We start from the raw sequence: 20,559 nt of genomic DNA, 5'->3' as shown, positions 1-20,559 counted from the left end.
TCTGTGGGGAGATACAGCATGAACCAAGCCCGTGCGGGGGCGGCGAGGATCGCCGGCCTTGAGGTCTATGTGCCGCCGGCCCGTCTGGGCACGGAGCAACTGGAGCAGCAGCTGGCAGCGTCCAGCCCTGCCTTCCGCGTACCGGTTGGACTGATCGGCAGGCTGACGGGGATCCGGACGCGTTCGGTGATGGCGAGCACTGAGCAGGCCTCCGACCTGGCCGCGGTTGCCGCCGCCAAACTGCTGGCCGACCACGGACTCCAGCCGGCCGACGTCGACCTCCTCCTCTTCGCCTCGGCAAGCCAGGACATGGTGGAACCGGCCACCGGCCACATGGTGGCCGCGAAGCTCGGACTGGCCTGCCCGGTAATGGACGTCAAGAATGCTTGCAACAGCCTCCTCAACGGGCTCGAGGTTGCCGACGCCCTGATCGGCACCGGCCGCTACCGGCGCGTGCTGCTGGTCAGCGGCGAATCGCCGTCGCGCGCCGTGCGGTGGTCGGTTCCCGACCAGGAGACCTTCGCCGCCGCCTTCCCGGGGTACACCATGAGCGACGCCGGTTGCGCGCTGCTGCTGGAGCCCGCCGACCCCGAGGACGACGGCGGGTCCCGCCTGCTCGGCCTGGGCTTTTCCGCCAAGAGCAGCCACTGGGCGGTGGGAACGCTGGCTACCGGCGGCTCCGTGGCCCCGCGCGATCCTGAGGCCACGTACTTCAACATGGACGGCGAAAAGCTCAAGGATGCCTTCCTGGATCTGGGCCGGGGCATCCTGGACGAGACGCTCGGCGGGCTGGGCCTCACCTGGCAGGACTTCGCCGTCGTCTGTGTGCACCAGGTGAGCGCACCCTACCGGGACATCTTTTCCCGCGGGGCAGGTGTGCCGCAGGAAAAGCTGGTCAAGACCGTGGAGGATTTCGGCAACATGGCATCCGTGAGCCTTGCGCTGCAGCTGAAGCTCGCGCAGGACCTGGGCCGCTGCGGACCCGGCGACCTTGTGGCGCTGGTGGGGCTGGCCGGCGGCGTGAGCCTGGGCATCGCCGTGGTGCGGCTGTGAGCGTGCCCGTCCGCTCCCTGTGCGTGGGGATGCCCGTGCTGAACGAAGAGAAGCTCATCGGGCAGTCCCTGCACGCACTGGCTGCCCAGGAGCACAAGGACTTCACCCTGGTGGTGGTGGACAACGGCTCAACCGACGCCACCCTGGACATCGTGGCAGAGTTTGCCCGGCTGCATCCGGCCATGGATGTCCGGCTGATCCACGAAGCGCAAAAGGGGACCGGTGCCGCTGCGGACACCGGAATGCGCTTCGGTGCCCTGAACGGCGCCCGCTGGCTCGCCCGCACCGACGCGGACTGCCTGCCGGCCCCGGACTGGACGCTGCGCATCATGGAGGCGTTCGACGACGGCCTGGAAATGATCGCCGGGCAACTGAATCCGCGCCTGGACGAAGGCCTGGGCCGGGGCAGCCGCTGGGTGATGCTCCTCGCCGTCGAGGTTGCCTCCTTCTTTGGCCGCATCCGTCCCGGCAACAAGGGGGAAGGCTACCTCGGGCCCTATCAAATGCTGCCGGGCTGCAACATGGCCATCACAGCGGAACTGTACCTGCGCGCGGGCGGGTTCCCCCGCACCAGCATCGAGGACCTGCATGAGGACCGTGCCCTGTCCAACCGCGTCCGCAAGCTCACCCGCGCCTATGCCCTCCGGCGTGACGTGGTGGTGTTCGGGTCCTCCCGCCGGGTAAAGGCCTGGGGCCTGCCCAACACCCTGGCCTGGTACGCGGACCACCGGTACCGTCCCGAGCACGTGGACATCCGTTGAAGGCCCTCGTCGAACAAGGCGCGGCACCACGCGACCTGGCAGGCGACCTGGCCAGCTGGGAGCGGCGCCTGCATACGGCCGCCCACCCCGTGGCGTATCCGATGATCCGCGGCCTCGGGAAATTCCGGCCCGTGGTGCGGCTGCCGGGGCTCGGTGTACTGGTCAGCGAAGCATCGCTGGTGCGCCAAGTCCTCATGGATTCCAGCTATTCGAAATCGGGAGCCAAGGCATCCGGCGCCCTGTGGACTCCTGTGGTGGGCCCCCGGGTCCTGCTGAACATGCACGGTGCAGAGCATCTGGAGCTGCGTCGCCGGCTCAACGGCCTCTTCACGCCGCGGGCTGTTGAAGCAATTGTGGCGCCTGCTGCCGAGCGGCTGCGCGGGCGCCTCGCCGCGGGCCTGGACAACGGGGGCTCAGTGGAGTTTGTGGGGCTGGTGAAGGAACTGTCCGGGGGAGTGATCAGCAGGCTGCTTGGCGTCCGGGACGATGCTCCGGGCCGCCTGCCGGACACCGAACTGTTCAACCTTGGCACCTCCATCACCTCGCTGGTCCGGCTGGGCCGGCCGCAGCTGACGGTGCCGCAGGTGGCAAAGGCGAAGTCCGCCGTCGAAATCCTGGCCGGCCCCGTGCGCCACGCCTACCGCGGTGACGACTCCTCCACGTTTCCCGGCCGTCTCCGGACCCTCGGGCTGAGCGAGGACGAAGCCGTGGGCATTGTCAGCGCCTTTGTGATCGCCGGAACGGAAACGCTGGTGTCCTACGTTCCGCGGCTAACGGCAATGCTGTTCGACGGCGGCAGGCTTCCGCGCCTGGCAGATGACCGCCGCGGCCTCCCGGACGCCGTCAACGAGGGCTTGCGATACACGGCGCCCTCGCCGATGATGCTGCGGGAAGCGACGGCGGCGGGCCGTTTGGGCGGTGTCAGGATCAGGCCGGGGGACAGGATCCTGCTGTCGACAGTGCACGCGGCCAAGAGCCTGGGCGGTTTCGATCCGGCAACTCCCATCCCGGCGGCCGCGCGGCAGCTGTGGTTCGGCGCGGGGGCGCACTTCTGCATCGGGATGCCGCTGGCCATGGCCGAAATCAACTGTGCCCTGACGGTGCTCCTGGACGAGTACACGCGCGGACCCTGGCACATCCGTTCCCGCACGGTTGGCCGGAACGTGCTCATCCCGCACTACCGGGCGTTGGAGCTGACCCGTGGGAACTGACAGCGGACAGGACCTGATCGCCGCCGTTTACGATGCCGCGGCCAAGTACCCGGACTATCCTGCGGTCACCGCACCCGGCAAGCGCAACGGCAGGCCGGGCAAGACCATCAGTTACCGGAAACTTGCCGCCGGGATCGAATCCACAGCCGCGGGCCTGCGGAAGGACGGTTTCGGGCCGGGGGAGCGGCTCCTGTTTTCCGTCCGGCCCGGTCCGGCCGCGTTTACCCTGGCGCTGGCCGCCGTACGGGCAGGCGGCGCCATCGTGTTCATCGATCCGGGGGTGGGACCGGAGCTCTTCAGGAACAGGACGGCGCTGGCATCTCCGCGGTGGGCCGCGTCTGAGTCGCTTCTCTATGCGCTCAGCGCCCGGGGCCCGCTCCGGCCGCTGGCCCGCCGGCGCGGCCTGCTGCTGCCGGACTACGCCGCGATGGAGGTCCGGCATTACCATTCCGGTCCCTGGCTGCCGGGTGTCCCGCTGAAATCCGCGAATATCCGGTCCCTGCGCGGCGCCGAATCAGACAGGGATCACGGTGCCATGCCGCCGGTGGAGGCGGCGCCCGGCCAGGAAGCGGTGATCATCTTCACCTCCGGCACCACCGGCCAGCCGAAAGGTGTGGTGCACAGCCGTGGGACCCTGGCGGCCGGCTTCAGCCAGCTCAGCACCCGCTGCACTTTCGCCGCCGGTAACCGGATCCATTCGGAGCAACTGATGATGGGGCTGCCTGCGCTGATCGCGGGCGCCCATTGGACCATGCCTTCATATGGTCTGTCCGCCACGATCGATCCGCTGCGGTTTGCGGCCGAGCTTGGAGCATCGAAGGGGCATGGGGCCGCCACGCATGTTTTCCTTGTCCCTTCGCAGCTGGCGCCGATCCTCGACGCCGTCGAAGCGGGCCGGCTCTCATGGCCCGCCACCCTGACCACCGTGATGCTCGGTGCCGCCCCCGTCCTGGCCTCCTTCCTCGGCCGGGCTTCCCGGCTTCTGTCCGGGGTCCGCTTCCACTGCATATACGGCATGACGGAGGTGCTGCCCATCGCCATTGCAGACGGCCGGGAGAAGCTGGACTTCGCCTCCGGCCGTACGGCGGAGTTCAGGGCACCCGATGGATCGGGGGAGGGAGACTACCTGGGCGAGCCCCTTCCCGGCGTCGGGTACCGTGTAGCTGACGACCACGAACTGATCGTCTCCGGACCGAACATGTGCCTGGGTTACCTCGGCGAGGACACGATGGACGAGCACGCCACCGGAGACCTGGTGCGGGTGGACTCTGCCCCCGGCGCCACGGGCTCCCCGGGCGCCACGGCCGGCACAGCTGGCGCCGGCAGCCCGGCCGGAACTCCGCGCCTGGTCCTGCTCGGGCGCAAGAAGGACATGATCATCCGCGGGAAGACCAACATCTATCCTGGCCTGTACGAGCCCGTGATCACCGGCATCGAGGGCGTGGGCCAGGCCGTCATGGTGGGCGTCCCGGACGGCATCGGGGACGAAGCCATGTGGCTTGCCGTCGAACCGCTGCCCGGCCAGGGGCACGCGGCATTGCTGCGGACGCTCCAGAGGAGTCTCCCCAAACTCATCGACGAATCCGCCCTGCCTGACCGGATAGAAATCATGGCCAAGCTTCCGGCCGCGGGCAGGCACCGCAAGCCGGACCGGGTTGCCCTGCGGGCACTGTTCGCCGGTCAGCCGGGCGCGCACGGATGAGGATCGCAGTGACCGGGGCCAGCGGTTTTGTGGGTGGAGCGGTGGCCGCGGCAGCCGAGGAACGTGGCTGGGAGGTGCTCGGGTATGGCCGGCGCCCCCTGCCGGGACTCAGTGTGTGGGACCTTGGCGCCGGAAAACCGCCGTCGCCGCCGGACGTCGACGCCGTCGTGCATGCCGCTGCGCACGTCGCGGACTGGGGTCCCGCTGAACTGTTCCACCGCGTCAACGTGCACGGAACGGAAGCTGTGGCCGCGACCTTCCCGCGTGTCCGTCTGGTGCACATTTCCAGTTCCAGCATCTATCCCTGGTGGCAGCCGTGCGTGGACCGTCCGGAGGAACCGGCGGCGGGCCGGTATCTGAACGCCTACGCCAGTTCGAAGGCGCTTGCTGAGGCCGCAGCACTCCGGCATGGAAATGCACTGATCCTCAGGCCGCACGGCGTCTACGGGCCGGGCGACAGGACGCTTTTGCCCCGCCTCATCAGCAACGTGAACCATGGCCGGCTCCTGAGCGTCGGTGGCCCGGACGTCCGGCACCAGCTCACGTCCATCGGCAACCTTGTGGGGGCAGTGCTTGCCGCCTGCACGTCGGACATCACCGGCCCCGTGAATGTGGCCGACCGCCGTCCCGTCGCCCTGGGCGCAGTCCTGCGGGAGGTCCTGGACGCCACCGGCCGGGCCGACGTCGAACTCGGCTTTATTCCGGTGCGCGCAGCAATGGCGCTGGCGGCGTCGCTCGACGCGGTGGCCGGCGTAACGCGGAAGCAGCCGCGCCTCACCCGCTACGCCGTCAGCCAGCTCGGCTTCGAGCGCACCTACTGCACGCGCCGGCTGCGGGAGGAGCTCGGAATTGATCCCGTCCAGAGCAGCTTCGCAGGTGCGGGACAATGGATAGGAGACCTGGGATCAGCGCATCCCGCCCGCAAGACGAAGTACTGAGGTATACATGGCATTCGGACAGCCCCGCATCGAATACAAGACCAACGCCCAAATGCGCACCATGCACGAGGCCGGCCTTGTCCTGAGCCGGGCCCTGGACGCTGCTGTTGCGGCGGCAACTCCCGGCACCACCACAGCCCAGCTGGACGCGGTCTTCCGTGCAGTCCTGGATGAAGCGGGCGCCAAGTCCAACTTCCTGGGCTACCACGGGTTCCCGGCCACCATCTGCACATCGGTCAACGAGGAAGTGGTCCACGGGATCCCGGGTGACCGTGTGCTCCAGGACGGCGACATCATCTCGATCGACGGCGGCGCAATCGTGGACGGCTGGCATTCCGATTCGGCCCGCACCGTCATTGTGGGGACCCCGGACCCGGAGGACGTCCGGCTGTCCGAGGTCACGGAGGAAGCCATGTGGCGGGGCATCGCCGCGCTTGCCACCGGAAAATTCGTGGGGGACGTCGGCAACGCCGTGGACGACTACGTCTCCTCCGTGCAGGGCAAACCGCTGGGCATCCTCGAAGACTACGTGGGCCACGGCATCGGCTCGGAGATGCACATGGCACCGGACGTGCTGAACTACCGCACCAGCCATCGCGGCCCCAAGATCCGCCCCGGGCTGTGCCTGGCCATCGAGCCCATGCTGGTCCGCGGCAGCATCGAGACGGCCGTGCTCGACGACGAATGGACCGTGGTGACCACCGACGGCAAGCGCTCGTGCCAGTGGGAGCACTCGGTGGCCGTCCATGAGAAGGGCATCTGGGTGCTTTCCGCTCCCGACGGCGGTGCGGAGCGCCTTGCGCCCCTGGGCGTGGTGCCGGTTCCGGTCCCGTAGCGAGGCACCACAATGGGAGCCATGGGAGCGCAGGGAAAGATCACCGACGTGCCAGGCATCCGGGTGGGGCACCAGCAGAAGTCCGACGGCGGGTGGCTCACCGGAGTGACCGTCGTGCTGCCGCCGCCCGGGACCGTGGGTTCCGTGGACGTCCGCGGCGGCGGTCCGGCTACATTCGAAACCGACGCCCTGGATCCCACCACGCTCTCGCAGCGCGTGGACGCCGTGGTGCTCACCGGCGGTAGTGCCTTTGGGCTGGTCACAGCGCGTGGTGCCCAGCGGTGGTGCGAGGAGGACGGCAGGGGCTTCCCGGTCCTAGGTGGCCTCGTGCCGATCGTCCCAGCGGCGGGCATCTTCGACCTGGGTCGCGGCGGTGACTTTTCCGCCCGCCCGGACGAGGAGATGGGCTACGCGGCAACTGCCGCCGCTGCCGCCCAACCGGAAGGTCACGACGTCGAACGCGGCAACGTGGGAGCCGGCACCGGAGCGGTCATCGGCCGGGGAAAATACAAAGGTGGAGTCGGCACGGCCTCCATCACCTTGGAAAACGGGATAACTATCGGAGCCCTGGCAGTGGTAAACGCCCTGGGGTTACCTTTGGGCACATCGACGCCACGGGCGGAACCCGGCAGCGTGCGTCTAAGCGACGAAGGAGCGAGCACGCCGAGGGTTTCGGCTGTTGCGGCGGAAGCAGCAGAGGGCACACCCCTCAACACAACCCTCGTCGTCGTCGCTACCAATGCCGTCCTGAGCAAGGCGGACTGCAAGCGGACCGCCTCGGCCGCCCATGCCGGCCTTGCCCGGGCGCTGAATCCGTCCCATACGTTGGCGGACGGGGACACCGTATTCTGCCTGGCCACGGGCGCCGTCGAACTGGACCTGGGCAGCGGGTTGCCCCGGCCGTTCGACCTCATTTCATTGCAGAGCGCGGCAGCCGACGTCGTGACCGAAGCCATCCTGGACGGCGTGTCCCGGGCTGGAAGTGTCACAACTCCGGCGGGGGAGATTGCTGCGTACGGCCCGGTAGTGCGCTACCATGGTCCGATTTAACATTCCTGCCAAGATGGCGTAGTGTTGTCTGTTGGTTGTCTGCCCTGTTTGCGCCCTTTTGCGGTCGTAAGGCGGAAGCCAATCAATCAAAAACGTTCGCAGTCATGTCCGGTGCCAATCGGAAGGCTGTGACAACAACAGTTAGCGGAGGGTATGGCCAAGAAGGACGGGGTCATTGAGATCGAGGGCGTTGTGACTGAGGCGCTGCCTAATGCGATGTTTCGCGTTGAGCTCACCAACAAGCACATCGTTCTGGCGCACATCTCTGGAAAAATGCGCCAGCACTACATCAGGATTCTCCCTGAGGACCGGGTAGTGGTGGAGCTGAGCCCGTACGACCTCACACGTGGTCGTATCGTCTACCGCTACAAGTAAACACTGGGCGGCCAGAGCAACAGCCGAAGGCCGGGCCAGTAGACCAACTGCAACACGCAAAGGAACGCCATGAAGGTCAAGCCGAGCGTCAAGCAGATCTGCGAAAAGTGCAAAGTGATCCGCCGTAATGGCCGGGTCATGGTGATCTGCGAGAACCCGCGCCACAAGCAGCGCCAGGGCTAATTTCCTTCACGGGAAACCCTGGGGTTGCTAACCCACGCAAGTAAATAAAGGCAGCACAAGCTGATCTGGAACATTGAGCTCGAAAGAGTCCGGACAGCTAACCCCCGGTCGGAGGCTGGGGCCGCACTGAAAGTGCGGGTGTACTGCCTACGACCTCCGGTTTATACAAGGAGTACGCCACTATGGCTCGTCTCGCTGGCGTAGACATTCCCCGCGAAAAGCGGCTGGAAATTGCGCTTACTTACATCTACGGCGTGGGCAAGACCCGTGCACACGAAACCCTGGCTGCTACCGGCATCAGCGCTGACGTTCGGGTCAAGGACCTGACGGACGCGCAGCTGGTTGAGCTGCGTGACTACATTGAAGGCAACTACAAGGTTGAGGGTGACCTTCGCCGCGAAGTGGCCGCTGACATCCGCCGCAAGGTTGAAATCGGCAGCTACGAAGGCCTGCGTCACCGCAAGGGCCTGCCCGTACGCGGTCAGCGTACGAAGACCAACGCACGTACCCGCAAGGGCCCGAAGCGTACCGTCGCCGGCAAGAAGAAGGCCGGACGCTAAAAATAGCGTTGGCTTTCCCCCAATAAACTTTCTGTAGGAGAAATAATGCCCCCGAAGACTCGTGGCGCGGTTCGCAAGCCGCGTAAGAAGGACAAGAAGAATATCGCGCTGGGCCAGGCGCACATCAAGAGCACCTTTAACAACACCATCGTGTCCATCACGGACCCGAACGGTGCTGTTATCTCTTGGGCTTCCTCAGGTGAGGTTGGCTTCAAGGGCTCACGTAAGTCCACCCCGTTCGCTGCCCAGATGGCTGCCGAAGCTGCTGCAAAGCGTGCGCAGGAGCACGGTATGCGCAAGGTTGACGTATTCGTCAAGGGACCGGGATCCGGACGCGAGACCGCAATCCGTTCACTGCAGGCCGCTGGCCTCGAGGTTGGGTCCATCCAGGACGTAACCCCCAGCGCCCACAACGGCTGCCGTCCGCCGAAGCGCCGCCGCGTCTAAGGCTTTTCACCAGCCGGAGCTTGCCCGGACCGTCACGGTCCGGGCAAGCCCAGCCGCGTTAAGTCTTCAGACCGAATTTCCACCACCTGTGTTGCGTCATATAGCGGATGCTCGCCGAAAGGAAACCTAAGTGCTCATTGCACAGCGCCCCACCCTCTCTGAAGAGGTCGTCTCCGAAAACCGCTCCCGTTTCATCATTGAACCGCTGGAGCCGGGCTTTGGATACACTCTCGGAAACTCCCTCCGCCGTACCCTGCTCTCCTCCATCCCGGGCGCTGCTGTAACCAGCATCCGGATCGATGGCGTGCTGCACGAGTTCACCACGGTTCCGGGTGTCAAGGAAGATGTCACCGAGATCATCCTGAACATCAAGAGCCTGTCGGTTTCCTCCGAGCACGACGAGCCGGTTGTTGCTTACCTGCGCAAGCAGGGCCCGGGAGTCGTCACCGCCGCGGACATCGCTCCGCCGGCCGGCGTCGAATTCCACAACCCGGATCTGCACCTTGCCACGCTGAACTCGAAGGGCAAGTTCGAACTCGAACTGACCATCGAGCGCGGCCGCGGCTACGTTTCGGCAGCTCAGAACAAGTCCGGCGACTCCGAGATCGGCCGCATCCCGGTCGACTCGATCTACTCGCCGGTGCTGAAGGTTACTTTCCGCGTGGAAGCCACCCGTGTTGAGCAGCGCACCGACTTCGACAAGCTGATTGTCGACGTCGAGACCAAGCAGGCCATCGCCCCGCGCGATGCCGTTGCTTCCGCAGGCACCACCCTGGTGGAACTGTTCGGTCTGGCCCGCGAGCTGAACACTGCAGCTGAAGGTATCGAGATTGGCCCGTCGCCGACTGACGCTGCCCTGGCAGCTGACATGGCCCTGCCGATCGAGGATCTGGACCTCACCGTCCGTTCCTACAACTGCCTCAAGCGTGAGGGCATCCACACCGTGGGTGAACTCGTTGCCCGCTCCGAGGCTGACCTGATGGACATCCGCAACTTCGGTGCGAAGTCCATCGACGAGGTCAAGGCCAAGCTGGTTGAACTGGGTCTGTCCCTCAAGGACTCGCCTCCCGGTTTCGACCTGGCAGCACGCGCCGCAGCCATCGAAGAGGACGACGCCGCGTTCAGCGACGACGAGCTCTAACAAGCAGATCTTGGCCGGCTGGCTGGATGCACCATGGTGTGCGCAGCCCACCGGCTTCCATATGAGGAGAAACAATTATGCCTACCCCCACTAAGGGTCCGCGCCTCGGAGGCGGCCCGGCTCACGAGCGCCTGATGCTCGCGAACCTGGCAGCAGCACTGTTCGAGCACAAGCGGATCACCACCACGGTGACCAAGGCCAAGCGCCTGAAGCCGTACGCAGAGCGCCTGGTGACCTTCGCCAAGCGCGGCGACCTCGCTTCCCGCCGTCGTGTACTCGGCCTGATCAGCAACAAGGGCGTCGTCCACGAGCTGTTCACCGACATTGCACAGGCAGTGGAGAACCGCGATGGCGGCTACACCCGCATCACCAAGATCGGCAACCGCAAGGGCGACAACGCTCCCATGGCTGTCATCGAACTGGTGCTTGACCCGGTTTCCGCCAAGCAGGCTGTCGTAGCCGAGGCTACTCAGGCTGCCGCTAAGGCCGCTCCGGCCGCTGAGGAAGCTCCCGAGGCAGAGATCGTTGAGACCGAAGCTGCTGAGGCTCCCGAGGCTGAGGCTGCAACCGACGAGGCTCCGGCCGCTGAGGAAGCTGCTGACGAGGCCGACGAGTCTGCAAAGGACGCGAAGTAATTCGCTAAATCCTTCGCATAGACTTAAGTCTATGAACCACCAGAAACCCGCTGCCCCCGTTTTGGGGGGCGGCGGGTTTTTGCGTATCCGTTTGGACCTGGCGTACGACGGCGGCCCTTTCAGCGGGTGGGCAATGCAGCCCGGCCTGCTGACAGTCCAGGGCGTCCTCGAGGATGCCCTGGAACTCCTGATCCGGCGCAAGGTGCGGGTGACGGTCGCCGGCCGCACGGACGCCGGCGTGCACGCCCGCGGCCAGGTGGTCCATCTGGATCTCAGCGAAGGCGAGTGGCGCGGGCTGAACCGCGGCGCTGAACTGGATCCCGCCGTCGCCCTTCTGCGGCGCCTGCGCGGGGCACTCAGCCGGGGCCTGGGCGACCTGACCGGAGCCATCGAGGTGCACATCGTCGCCGTGGCCCCGGAAGGATTCGACGCGCGGTTCTCGGCGCTGTGGCGCCGGTACAGCTACCGCATTGCGGACGGCCCCGCCCTGTGGGACCCGCTGGGCAGGTATTCCACGCTGTGGCACAAGGAACAGCTCGACGTGGCGCTGTTGAATGAAGGGGCGTCCAAGCTGCTGGGCCTGCAGAACTTCCGTTCCTACTGCAAGCCACGGGAGGGGTCCACCACCATCCGGGAGCTGCAGCGCTTTGAGTTCGCCCGGGGGAGTGACGGCGTCATCGTTGCCACGGTGCAGGCCGACGCGTTCTGCCACAACATGGTGCGGGCCCTGGTGGGATCGGCCTTGTACGTGGGGTCCGGAGAGGAGCAGCCGGGGTGGCTCTATGAGCGGCTGCTCGAGCAGAAGCGGGACGCAAAGTCCGTGTTGTCCGCCCCGCACCCCTTGGTGCTCGAGGAAGTCGCCTATCCGTCGGACAGCGAGCTTCTGGCACGGGCCGAACTGACCAGGGCGCTTCGGAAGTAGGGTGCATGCGTGGGCGTGGGCCGTAGCTAAAAGGACGGGGGAGGTCCGTCGGCCGGCAGCGACACCGTAAACGTGCTGCCGTGGCCTGGTCGGCTTGCACAGGAAATGCCGCCGCCGTGGCGCTCAACGATGGCCTTGGTGATGGACAACCCAAGTCCAACGCCGGGGATGTCAGCTTCGAGGGCCGCCGGGCTACGGTAGAACCGTGTGAAGACCTTGGCGATATCCCCTGTGGTCATGCCCATGCCGGCATCCTCCACCTGAAGGCGGATCAGGCCATCCTCTGCCCGCGCCGAAACCCTCACCGTCCCGCCGTCAGGGGAGTACTTGATGGCGTTCGAAACCAGATTGTCCATTGCCTGGCCTATCCGGAGCGGGTCAACCTGCGCCCACAGCGGTGTGGGAACGTCCATCAGCAGTGAGACCTTCGATGTCTCGGCCTGGGCCCGGGCCGATCCGATGGACGCCTCAACCACGCCGGCAAGATCCGTTCTGCGTGGGTGCACATGTAAGGCCTCTGATGCCGACACCAGCAGGTCGGAAACCAGGGTGAGGAGCCGTTCGGTGTTGCGTTGGGCCACCTCGAACCGCTGGACAGCCAAAGGCGGAAGCCCTTGTTCGCCGTCGAGCACAAGGTCGAGGTTCCCAATCACTGAATTCAGTGGCGTTCGGAGCTCGTGGGACACGTTCGAAAGGAAGTCGTCCTTGGCCGAAATTGCCTCCACGAGCCCTGTGACGTCATTGAAGACGACTACCGCGCCGTCGAACTCGCCGTCGTCGTCCTTCAGGGGACGCGCTGCGGTGGATACGGCGCGCTGTTGCGCACCTTCGCCTAACCAAACCAGATAGTCGGCAAAGGTTTCGCCACGGGCAGCGCGGGATACAGGGCGTCTGTCCGGTGGAACCGGTGTCTTTCGATCATGGCCTGTGACCACCAGCAACGACTCCTGGGAGTGTCCTGGCAAACCCTCTGGACTGGCGGTCACCTCAAAAAGGGACTGCTGGTGGTTGGAGAGCAGGCGTTCGCCATTGTCATCGACAGCAATTATTCCGACGTCGACTGTTTCCAGGATGATGTTCAAGAGTCGCTCGCGCTCTTTGCTTTCTGCCGGGAGTGCCTGAAGTTCAATGTCTTTGGCTTCAAGTCTGCGTTGCTGAAGTCGCATATGAACGCTGGCAAAACGTATGGCGAGCGAAACGGAGAACATCATTAACGGCAGCAGCACGATGGACGTGACGTCGGCTGCCGTAATGTTTGGCATCTTCGTAAACAAGGTCGGTAATGCAATGAGCAACGGGCCGAAAAAGCTGAGGATGAGGCTTGTCCTGGCTGAAATCGCGGATGCGGAAAGCCAGATGACCGGAAATAGTGCCAGCACTCCCAGTCCCTGAAGATTTGCGGCGGCCCCGTTGCGGGTAAACCAGATTGCAACGAGGTCCAGCACCGGTATCAAGAGGGGTGCATTGGGTCCCAGTTTCTCCCAAGGCACAAGGACGCAGGCTGCGAAAATAATGGCGTGAAGTACTAGGGCGGCCAGGAAAAGTCCGCTGGTGAATACCCCTGCCCAAACGGCGGGCGCGGCGATGACCAGAGCAGCAATGAAAACTGTCAGGGGCAACTGGCAAAGAATAACCTGCGCCCGTGGCCGGAGGCCGGTGAAGTAGCGCTCCGCCTTCCGTGCCAGAAAACGCTCGCTCATTGAAGCCACTCCTTACGTTGGGCCAAATCGCTCGTTTCGCCTGCAGTGAAAGTTGGATGCAAGCAGCGCTGCCTACCGATCTCCGACTTTTGGGAAGCAGAAGTTACCCTTGGTGTCATAGTAAGCAAAGTGATCCGCGGGGTCATAGGGAAAAAAGTGATGACGATTTGGCTCCTGCGTTGTAACGTGAATTTGTGGTGGCGAATTTCGCATATGTGATGGGCATATTCCGAGAATTCGTCAGGCTGGGGAGTCCATGGGTGATCTTGGGGTTGCAGTGGTTGTTGAGGATGACGCAGATGTGCGGAATCTGTTGGAGGCCGTGCTGAGTCAGGCCGGGTTTGAGGTCTACTCAGCTGCGGCCGGACGGAAGGGCGTCGAGGTGGTTCGCGACCATGGCGCAAATGTCGTCACCCTGGACGTGGGTCTGCCCGACATCGACGGTTACGAGGTGCTGCGGCAAATCCGGCAGTTTAGCGACGCCTACGTTGTCATGCTCACGGGCAGGACGGAGGAACCGGACCTGCTAACGGCGCTGCACTCTGGAGCCGACGACTACATCACGAAGCCATTCCGTCCATTGGAGCTGAGGGCGCGCGTGGCGGCAATGCTGCGCAGGCCCCGGCCACGGTCTCTGCAAGGTCGGACGCCTGCGCCCGCCCCGGCCCCCGCCCCTTCGTCCGCCTCGTCGTCCGGTGGGGGACTCGCTGAGGAAACGGTGCTCCGGCATAATGGCTTGGCGCTGAATCGCAAGACCAGGTCAGTTGTTGTCCATGGAGACACCCTTCCCTTAACCCGAAGTGAGTTCGATCTCCTTCAGGAGCTGTTGCGTGTGGGTGGGGCTGTTTGCACGAAGACTGACCTGGTTCGCGTGGTCAGGGGCGAGGAAGATCGCGACGATACTTACGTCAGCGAATCCGATGAGAGGGCCGTTGAGGTCCATATCGGAAATCTCCGGCGGAAGCTGCACGAAGATCCCCAATCCCCACGATGGCTGCAAACCGTGCGCGGCGTGGGGTATAGGCTGACGCCGGTCGAGCGTGAACGGCAAGAGGTGCAGGAACAGCGGTAGCTATTCATCCGCCAGAATATATGTGTCCTGAAGTTCCTTTACGGTCGCGCTCCCGTGGAGTTCCACAGCGGCGATGAGGGCATGTCCGTTTTGGAGGTCTCCATTTCGGATAAACCCCTCCAGTTGTTCCGCTAGCCGGGCCAGCCGCAGCCCTCCCACCATGGCTGAAGCGATCTTCATGCTTATGACCGCGTCCAGGGCTGCGGCAACATCCTGGCGATCCACGGCTGCTGCCAGCTTCTGGTAGCGCTGGCTCCAAAGTGTCGCATAATCCCGTGCAAAATTCTGTGCTACGGCCGGATGTGCCAACTGGTCTGAAAGGTCCTGCAGCACTGCAAGGTCCACGAGGGGAAGCTCAGCATCAATCCGATTTGATACAGGGCTGGGGGCAGCCGCGGACTGTGGAGGCGTGTGGGCGGGACCCGCGCCTCCGACGCCGCTGGAGCTACCTGAGATGGACATATGACAACGCTACTTCCTGAAACTGTCAATTCGCATGACTTCGTCCAATCCTGTGGAAACCTTGCGGTTTCGTTGACTGGGAGGGACCTCGGGCGCGACGCATGACGTCATTGACCGCTAAACGTGACAACGGTGTTGATCACGGCAGGGCCAAGAATCGCGATAAAAAGGACCGGAAAGATGAAGAACAGGAGGGGGAACAGGATCATGACCGGAAGCTTCATGGCCTTCTCCTCGGCGCGCTGGCGGCGCTTCACACGCATTACCTTCGCCTGGATCCTGAGGACGCGGCTGATGGCGATGCCGTACGTGTCTGCCTGGACAATGGCCTGGACAAAGCTGCGGAGTTCCGGAATGTTGGTCCTCTGGGCAAGGGCAAGGTAGGACTCCCGGCGGCTGCGCCCTACCTGCATGTCCTGCAGTGTGCGGACGAGTTCGTCGGCCAGGGGGCCCTTTCCGTTTTCCCCTGCACGGGCCATGGCACCTTCGAAGCCGAGGCCGGCTTCCACGGAAATGAGCATCTGGTCGAGGGTGTTGGCGAGTTCCAGCTGCATGGCTTTCTGGCGTTCCTTCCCTTTGCTGTAGAGGAGCAGGTCCGGGATGAAGTAGCCAAGAAATAGTAGGAACAGGCCAACAAGCTTGATGATCGGCTTGGGGCTGCTCATGCTGACGAGGATGAAAAGGGATGCCCCCACCAGTCCCAGGACGGGCTTTGCCGCGAGAATGCGGCCCAACGGCCACGCCCCCGGCCTGCCGGCCAGGGAGAGCAGCCTGTCGAGTTTGCGGACATAGAAAGCGGGGGTCAGCCGATAGCCAATCCTGTCGAGGAGGCCGCCTTGCTTTGCTTCCGCGACTTCGGCCGACCTTCTGCCGCGGGTCAGGATGGCCACCGTCGCAGTCCGGGCCTTGCGGTCCACGGACAGGACGGACCAGGCCAGATAGCCAATGGGGAGGCATACCAGGAGGAGCGAGGAAAGGACCACGGGATTCATTGGCATCTCAGAACTTCAGATCGATGATTTTGCGCATCCAGAGGCTGCCGATGCTCATGAGGATGACAGACCCGGCCATCATGCCCCACCCCAGCGGGTGGGTAAACATCGGATCCATATATCCGGGGTTCACCATCATCAGCATCACCACGATTCCAATCGGCATCGCGATCAGGATGTACGCGGAGAACTTGCCTTCCGCGGCCAAGGATTTGATGTGGCCCTTGATCTCGGAACGCTCCCGGATGGTCTCATTCACCTGGTCGAGAACCTCCGCCAGGTTCCCGCCGACCTCGCGGTTGATCTGGATTGCCTGTGCTATCCAGACAAAGTCCTCGTTCTTCATGCGTTCCGAGGTGTCGGTCAATGAGGCCAGCAGGTCGCGGCCCAGGCTGGTCTCCGTGATGACGCGGCGCATCTCTTCCGACGTCGGGCTTTGGGATTCGGCGGCTGCCGCGTCGATGGCGCGGAGGATGCTGTGGCCGGCCCGCAGGCCACCGGCCAGCAATTGGAGCGTGTCGCCGAGCTGCTGGTCGAATTTGGCCCGCCGTTTTCCGGCCAGGAAGCCGAGCACCAGATGCCCCACAACCGGCGCCAGGATGACGAGGAGGACGGAGAGAATCGGCACGCCGATCACAAGCCCCACAAGGGCGCCGACGATGCCGCCGGCAATGACCATGATGATGAACTCGGTCTGGCTGAGCCGCACGCCGGCGTTTTCCAGGGAATCACGATTGTAGAGCCGGACGTTCCTGGCGGCCAGGAAGCGGTCCAGCGCCCCAACTGTGATGCCGGTCAGGCGGGTCAGCTGTGAGCTCGGGTCGGACTCAAAGGGGCGGCGTCGGTTGAGGGCAATCCCGGGCGTTCCGGGTATCAGTATCGCCGCAGCCAACAGGATCGGCGCGATCAGGAGCAGTAGCGCTCCGATTGTTATCAGCATTGCTACGCCGTTCCCCGGCCGGGGGCCGCAGCAGGCGTGGCTGGCGCGGCGGGGGTGGCGAAGACCCCGGGTGAGACGTGGATTCCGAGGTCCTCGAAGCGGTCAATGAAGCGCGGGCGGATCCCCGTGGCGACCGGTCGTCCGAGGAAACGGCCGTGGGGGTCGACGCCTGCGGAATAGTCAAAGACGAAGGCGTCCTGGAGGGTCACGATGTCACCCTCCATGCCCTGTACCTCGGTCACATGGGTGATGCGGCGGCTGCCGTCACGCAGGCGTGAAATCTGGACGATCAGGTTCACGGCTGAGGCGATCTGCTCCCGGATGGCCCGGAGGGGCAGGTCCATCCCTGCCATGAGCACCAATGTTTCGAGACGGGCGACGGCGTCACGCGGCGAGTTGGAGTGAACGGTCGACAGCGAACCATCGTGTCCCGTGTTCATGGCCTGGAGCATGTCCAGTGACTCGCCGCCGCGGACCTCGCCCACCACGATGCGGTCAGGGCGCATACGCAGTGAGTTTCGGAGGAGCTCGCGGATAGTCACTTCGCCTTTGCCTTCGGTGTTAGGCGGGCGGCTTTCCAGCCGGACCACGTGTTCCTGCTGGATCTGCAGCTCCACGGCATCCTCGATGGTGACGATTCGTTCATCCGCCGGCAGGAACGACGAAAGGACGTTCAACAGGGTGGTCTTTCCCGTACCCGTTCCTCCCGAAACGATGATGTTGAGCTTGGCCTTGACGCACGCGTTCAGAAGCTCGGCCATCTCTGGGGTGAGAGTTCCGTAGTCGATGAGGTTCCGGACAGTGAGGGGCACCTTGCTGAATTTACGGATGGTCAGCGACGATCCGCCGACGGCCAGCGGCGGGATCACTGCGTTGACGCGGGAGCCGTCCTCCAGCCGCGCATCCACCATGGGCGAGGACTCGTCAATGCGGCGGCCAACCTGCGACACGATGCGCTCGATGACCTTGCGCAGATGTGCCTCCGAGCTGAAGCGGGAGTCGGCCAGGGTGAGGTGGCCCTTGCGCTCCACGTAGATCTGGTCCATCCGGTTGACCATGATCTCGGTGACGGCGGGATCGTCGAGTAGACGCTGCAGCGGGCCATAGCCCAGCACGTCGTCGGCGACGTCCTGGACCAGGCGGGTTCGCTCCTCCGCGGACAGCGGGACCTGCTCGGCGTCGATGATGCGCGTGAGCTCCTCCCGTGCGGAGGTCCGGAGTTCGTGCTCGGTGATCGCGGAGTCGTTGAAACGCGAACCCATGCGTTCGAACAACGCGGTGGCTGCCCGCTCTTTAAGTGCTGCAAAGGCGTCCACGGGCTGCTGGGCTTTCGGTTTCGCCTCTTCCGGGCGGTCTGTTCCCGCTGAAGGGAGGACGACGGCGGCAGCCGGTGCCGCCGTCGGTGTCCGCTTTTCCGGGCGCCGCGCACCCCACGGATCCGGCTGCGGGGCGGGCTGCTCCGGGCGTTCCAGCTGCAGTGTTGCGGTTGATGACCGGGGGGCCGCCGACGGCGTGGAGGCGGTTTGCGTGCCTGGCTGCGTTCTGGCCTGGACAGCACCGATGCGCTCTGAAAGTTTCATCTAGACCACTACCCTTCGGTGCAGCTTGCGTTGCGATTTGGCCCGCCAGGCCGGGTTGAAGCGGTTGACGAGCTGGTTCAGTCCCTTGGTTGCGGGGTCCTTGGCTGACTGCTGGAGGACCGGGATGCCGCGGTTGGTGGACAGGGCGATGGCCCGGGAGCGTGGAATGCTCACGTCGACAGGCGCCCCAATGGTCGATTCGAGGTCCTGGACCGTCAGCCCGAGCTTGGAATCGGCCATGTTCAGCACCACGTGCCGGGTCTCCGGGAGGATATCCAGCTGGCGCAGGACGTCCAAGCCGGAGCGCAGGCCACGGACGCTGGGTATGTCCATGCCGCTGACCCACACCACATCCGTGCACTGTTCCATGGCGGCGAGTCCGATTTCGGGAAGGCCCGGAGCCGTATCAACCACCACGTATTGGAACTGCTCGGAAAGCTGTTCCAGCAGCCGGCCGACCTGTTCCGGGGTGATCTCGTCGGCATCAACGGGAGTCAGCGGAGCGCACACGGCGTAAATACTTCCCGGATGGACCGTGAGGAAGGCCTTGAGGACGAGGGAATCCTGGCTCGCCGCGGGGGAGACCGCGTCGGTGACCGTGTGCTGCGGGTCTAGGTAGAGCGCGGACGCGACGTCCCCGAACTGCAGGTCCAGGTCCACGATCACCACGCTCATCGGTGCGATCTTGCCGAGGCCGATCGCGATGTTCGTCGCGATAGTGGTCTTGCCCACTCCGCCCTTGGGGGAGAAGACGCCGATGACCAGGCCCTTGTTGCTTTCCGTCATTGGCGGGGGTGCAAGTACTCGGTGCATGCTGGAAAACGACTGGCTGGCGCGCTCCAGCAGGACCCTGATCTGTGCCGCATTGGAGTCGGGGGAGAGGATGTCCCGGATGCCGGCCCGCATGGCTTGGAGGATGACGTCGGGATCCGGTTCGCTGGCCAGAATGACGCTGAGCTCCGGGAACCGGACAGCCATGATCGTGGCGAGCCGCAGTGCTTCCTCCGCGGGGACTCCCGGTCCCAGGATGAGCACCTCGGGCTGTTCGGGATTCAGCCCGGAGGCGTTCAGGTGGGCAAACAGATCGTTCGGATCGGCGGGCAGCAAGCTGGTGAAGAAGGTCTGGACGCTGCCATGAAGGCCGCCGGCAACGGCCTGGCGAAGACGGCCGTCGAAGTCGGCGTCGGGCGTGATAAGGATAAAGCGGCTCATTTGTAGACGTCCGGCCGGATCATGATGCGCGGTCCATTGTCTTCGGCGTCGAGCGGTTCCCGGCTGAGCCAGATAGCATCACCGAACTCGGAGGCGAACACGACTTTGCCCGCATTGATGTCGTTGACCGCCACGGTGATCATCAAGGATCCGGTGGGAAGATTCACGTCGCGAGGGTCAGGTTCTGTTCCGGCGCTCGCCGTCGGTGCCGGGTTGGCAGCTCCCTCGGGGGCGCGCTGGACGGCGGTGACCAGGACTTTGTGGATGGAGAGTTGCGTGGTCTCTTTGTCGGATTTTGACTCGATGCCGCCCTCTTTCATGGAGATGAAGATGCCTACATGGTCGCCGGGTGCCAGGCGGCCGCCGACGACACGCTGAGGCTCAAGCTGGAAGGAGACTTCCTGCAGGCCAGCCGGCACCTTCACCGAGCCGGAGGTTTGGAGGTCTTCCGGGGCGACGAGCTTCTCGGCCAGGAGCTGTTCGCCGGGCACGAGGTCGGCAGCGGCGACTTTTCCGGCGGAGTCGTCAAGGGTGTCCAACGCGGATTTTGCGACGGCGGTTCCCGGCACGTGCTCCAGGGCAACCGATGCTTTGACGGTGTCCACCGATGAGCCCGCCGGTACGGCCTTGGTGACCACGAGGACTACCACCGGATCCAGGTCCTTGACGGCACGCTGGTCAGCCCCTTGGGCGTAGGTGACGACGAGGACCGCCCCCACGATGGCCAGCAGGACTGCTGCAACACCTGCCAACAAACGTGACTTCACTGACTGCTCCTGTTTACTCGG

The 20,559-nt window shown here is 64.6% G+C and carries 22 protein-coding genes; 15 read left to right on the top strand and 7 right to left on the bottom strand.

The features are described 5' to 3' along the window. The first annotated feature begins 18 nt into the window (after nt 1-18). From J7I92_RS03940 to J7I92_RS03875, 14 genes are all read left to right on the top strand, one after another. Entirely contained in the window at nt 19-1,053 is a 1,035-nt protein-coding gene (locus J7I92_RS03940) for a 3-oxoacyl-ACP synthase III family protein (RefSeq protein WP_214837592.1), read from the top strand. Further along, nucleotides 1,050-1,814 carry a glycosyltransferase family A protein gene (locus J7I92_RS03935; RefSeq protein ID WP_311380090.1) on the top strand — a complete coding sequence of 255 codons (765 nt, stop codon included), beginning with the start codon at nt 1,050-1,052 and terminating at the stop codon, nt 1,812-1,814. The genes J7I92_RS03940 and J7I92_RS03935 overlap by 4 nt, the downstream gene beginning before the upstream one ends. Next, nucleotides 1,811-3,025, top strand: coding sequence for a cytochrome P450 (locus J7I92_RS03930; RefSeq protein WP_251039412.1), 1,215 nt, complete (start codon nt 1,811-1,813; stop codon nt 3,023-3,025). Before J7I92_RS03935 ends, J7I92_RS03930 begins: the two co-directional genes overlap by 4 nt. Beyond that, on the top strand, nt 3,015-4,727 hold the full coding sequence (locus tag J7I92_RS03925) for a class I adenylate-forming enzyme family protein (protein ID WP_214837590.1): 1,713 nt from the start codon (nt 3,015-3,017) through the stop codon (nt 4,725-4,727). Before J7I92_RS03930 ends, J7I92_RS03925 begins: the two co-directional genes overlap by 11 nt. Beyond that, the gene (locus J7I92_RS03920) at nt 4,724-5,665 is read left to right on the top strand and encodes an NAD(P)-dependent oxidoreductase (RefSeq protein ID WP_214837588.1); all 942 of its coding nucleotides are present in this window, start codon (nt 4,724-4,726) and stop codon (nt 5,663-5,665) included. The genes J7I92_RS03925 and J7I92_RS03920 overlap by 4 nt, the downstream gene beginning before the upstream one ends. Before the next feature lie 7 nt (nt 5,666-5,672). Then, entirely contained in the window at nt 5,673-6,500 is an 828-nt protein-coding gene (map, locus tag J7I92_RS03915) for a type I methionyl aminopeptidase (RefSeq protein WP_214837586.1), read from the top strand. 21 nt (nt 6,501-6,521) lie between these two features. Beyond that, on the top strand, nt 6,522-7,550 hold the full coding sequence (locus tag J7I92_RS03910; protein WP_214837584.1) for a P1 family peptidase: 1,029 nt from the start codon (nt 6,522-6,524) through the stop codon (nt 7,548-7,550). A gap of 153 nt (nt 7,551-7,703) precedes the next feature. Continuing rightward, nucleotides 7,704-7,925, top strand: a complete 222-nt coding sequence (gene infA / locus J7I92_RS03905; RefSeq protein WP_009358723.1) for a translation initiation factor IF-1 — start codon at nt 7,704-7,706, stop codon at nt 7,923-7,925. Between the two features lie 69 nt (nt 7,926-7,994). Beyond that, on the top strand, nt 7,995-8,108 hold the full coding sequence (gene rpmJ / locus J7I92_RS03900) for a 50S ribosomal protein L36 (protein WP_009358722.1): 114 nt from the start codon (nt 7,995-7,997) through the stop codon (nt 8,106-8,108). 182 nt (nt 8,109-8,290) lie between these two features. After that, nucleotides 8,291-8,668, top strand: a complete 378-nt coding sequence (gene rpsM, locus J7I92_RS03895) for a 30S ribosomal protein S13 (protein ID WP_011692780.1) — start codon at nt 8,291-8,293, stop codon at nt 8,666-8,668. 45 nt (nt 8,669-8,713) lie between these two features. Next, nucleotides 8,714-9,115, top strand: coding sequence for a 30S ribosomal protein S11 (gene rpsK, locus J7I92_RS03890; protein ID WP_018773682.1), 402 nt, complete (start codon nt 8,714-8,716; stop codon nt 9,113-9,115). Nucleotides 9,116-9,245: 130 nt separating this feature from the next. Beyond that, on the top strand, nt 9,246-10,256 hold the full coding sequence (locus J7I92_RS03885; protein ID WP_214837582.1) for a DNA-directed RNA polymerase subunit alpha: 1,011 nt from the start codon (nt 9,246-9,248) through the stop codon (nt 10,254-10,256). Nucleotides 10,257-10,333: 77 nt separating this feature from the next. Beyond that, nucleotides 10,334-10,891: a 50S ribosomal protein L17 gene (gene rplQ, locus J7I92_RS03880; protein WP_214837580.1), complete on the top strand. Its 558-nt coding sequence runs from the start codon at nt 10,334-10,336 to the stop codon at nt 10,889-10,891. 31 nt (nt 10,892-10,922) lie between these two features. Further along, the gene (locus J7I92_RS03875) at nt 10,923-11,813 is read left to right on the top strand and encodes a tRNA pseudouridine(38-40) synthase TruA (protein ID WP_214837578.1); all 891 of its coding nucleotides are present in this window, start codon (nt 10,923-10,925) and stop codon (nt 11,811-11,813) included. Between the two features lie 26 nt (nt 11,814-11,839). On the opposite strand, the gene J7I92_RS03870 is transcribed toward J7I92_RS03875, so the two are convergent. Then, nucleotides 11,840-13,513, bottom strand: coding sequence for a cell wall metabolism sensor histidine kinase WalK (locus J7I92_RS03870; protein WP_214837575.1), 1,674 nt, complete (start codon nt 13,511-13,513; stop codon nt 11,840-11,842). Nucleotides 13,514-13,769: 256 nt separating this feature from the next. Between J7I92_RS03870 and J7I92_RS03865 the strand changes: the two genes are divergently transcribed. Then, entirely contained in the window at nt 13,770-14,585 is an 816-nt protein-coding gene (locus J7I92_RS03865) for a response regulator transcription factor (RefSeq protein ID WP_214837573.1), read from the top strand. On the opposite strand, the gene J7I92_RS03860 is transcribed toward J7I92_RS03865, so the two are convergent. The 6 genes from J7I92_RS03860 to J7I92_RS03835 all read right to left on the bottom strand — a co-directional run bounded on the left by J7I92_RS03860 (nt 14,586) and on the right by J7I92_RS03835 (nt 20,538). Further along, entirely contained in the window at nt 14,586-14,930 is a 345-nt protein-coding gene (locus J7I92_RS03860; RefSeq protein WP_311380086.1) for an Hpt domain-containing protein, read from the bottom strand. It lies immediately after the preceding gene. A 224-nt stretch (nt 14,931-15,154) separates the two neighbouring features. Then, nucleotides 15,155-16,039 carry a type II secretion system F family protein gene (locus tag J7I92_RS03855; protein WP_214838175.1) on the bottom strand — a complete coding sequence of 295 codons (885 nt, stop codon included), beginning with the start codon at nt 16,037-16,039 and terminating at the stop codon, nt 15,155-15,157. Between the two features lie 7 nt (nt 16,040-16,046). Further along, the gene (locus J7I92_RS03850; protein WP_214837571.1) at nt 16,047-16,979 is read right to left on the bottom strand and encodes a type II secretion system F family protein; all 933 of its coding nucleotides are present in this window, start codon (nt 16,977-16,979) and stop codon (nt 16,047-16,049) included. A 2-nt stretch (nt 16,980-16,981) separates the two neighbouring features. Then, nucleotides 16,982-18,559, bottom strand: coding sequence for a CpaF family protein (locus J7I92_RS03845; RefSeq protein WP_214837569.1), 1,578 nt, complete (start codon nt 18,557-18,559; stop codon nt 16,982-16,984). Next, the gene (locus J7I92_RS03840) at nt 18,560-19,771 is read right to left on the bottom strand and encodes an AAA family ATPase (protein ID WP_214837566.1); all 1,212 of its coding nucleotides are present in this window, start codon (nt 19,769-19,771) and stop codon (nt 18,560-18,562) included. Beyond that, nucleotides 19,768-20,538, bottom strand: coding sequence for an RcpC/CpaB family pilus assembly protein (locus tag J7I92_RS03835; RefSeq protein ID WP_214837564.1), 771 nt, complete (start codon nt 20,536-20,538; stop codon nt 19,768-19,770). The genes J7I92_RS03840 and J7I92_RS03835 overlap by 4 nt, the downstream gene beginning before the upstream one ends. Nucleotides 20,539-20,559 lie beyond the last annotated feature (21 nt).

Origin of the sequence: Arthrobacter sp. ISL-72, from assembly GCF_018613755.1 — a bacterium.
Classification (GTDB): Bacteria; Actinomycetota; Actinomycetes; order Actinomycetales; family Micrococcaceae; genus Arthrobacter.
The sequence above is the reverse complement of the archived record's forward strand: the minus strand, read 5'-3'. Positions and strand labels throughout refer to the sequence as shown.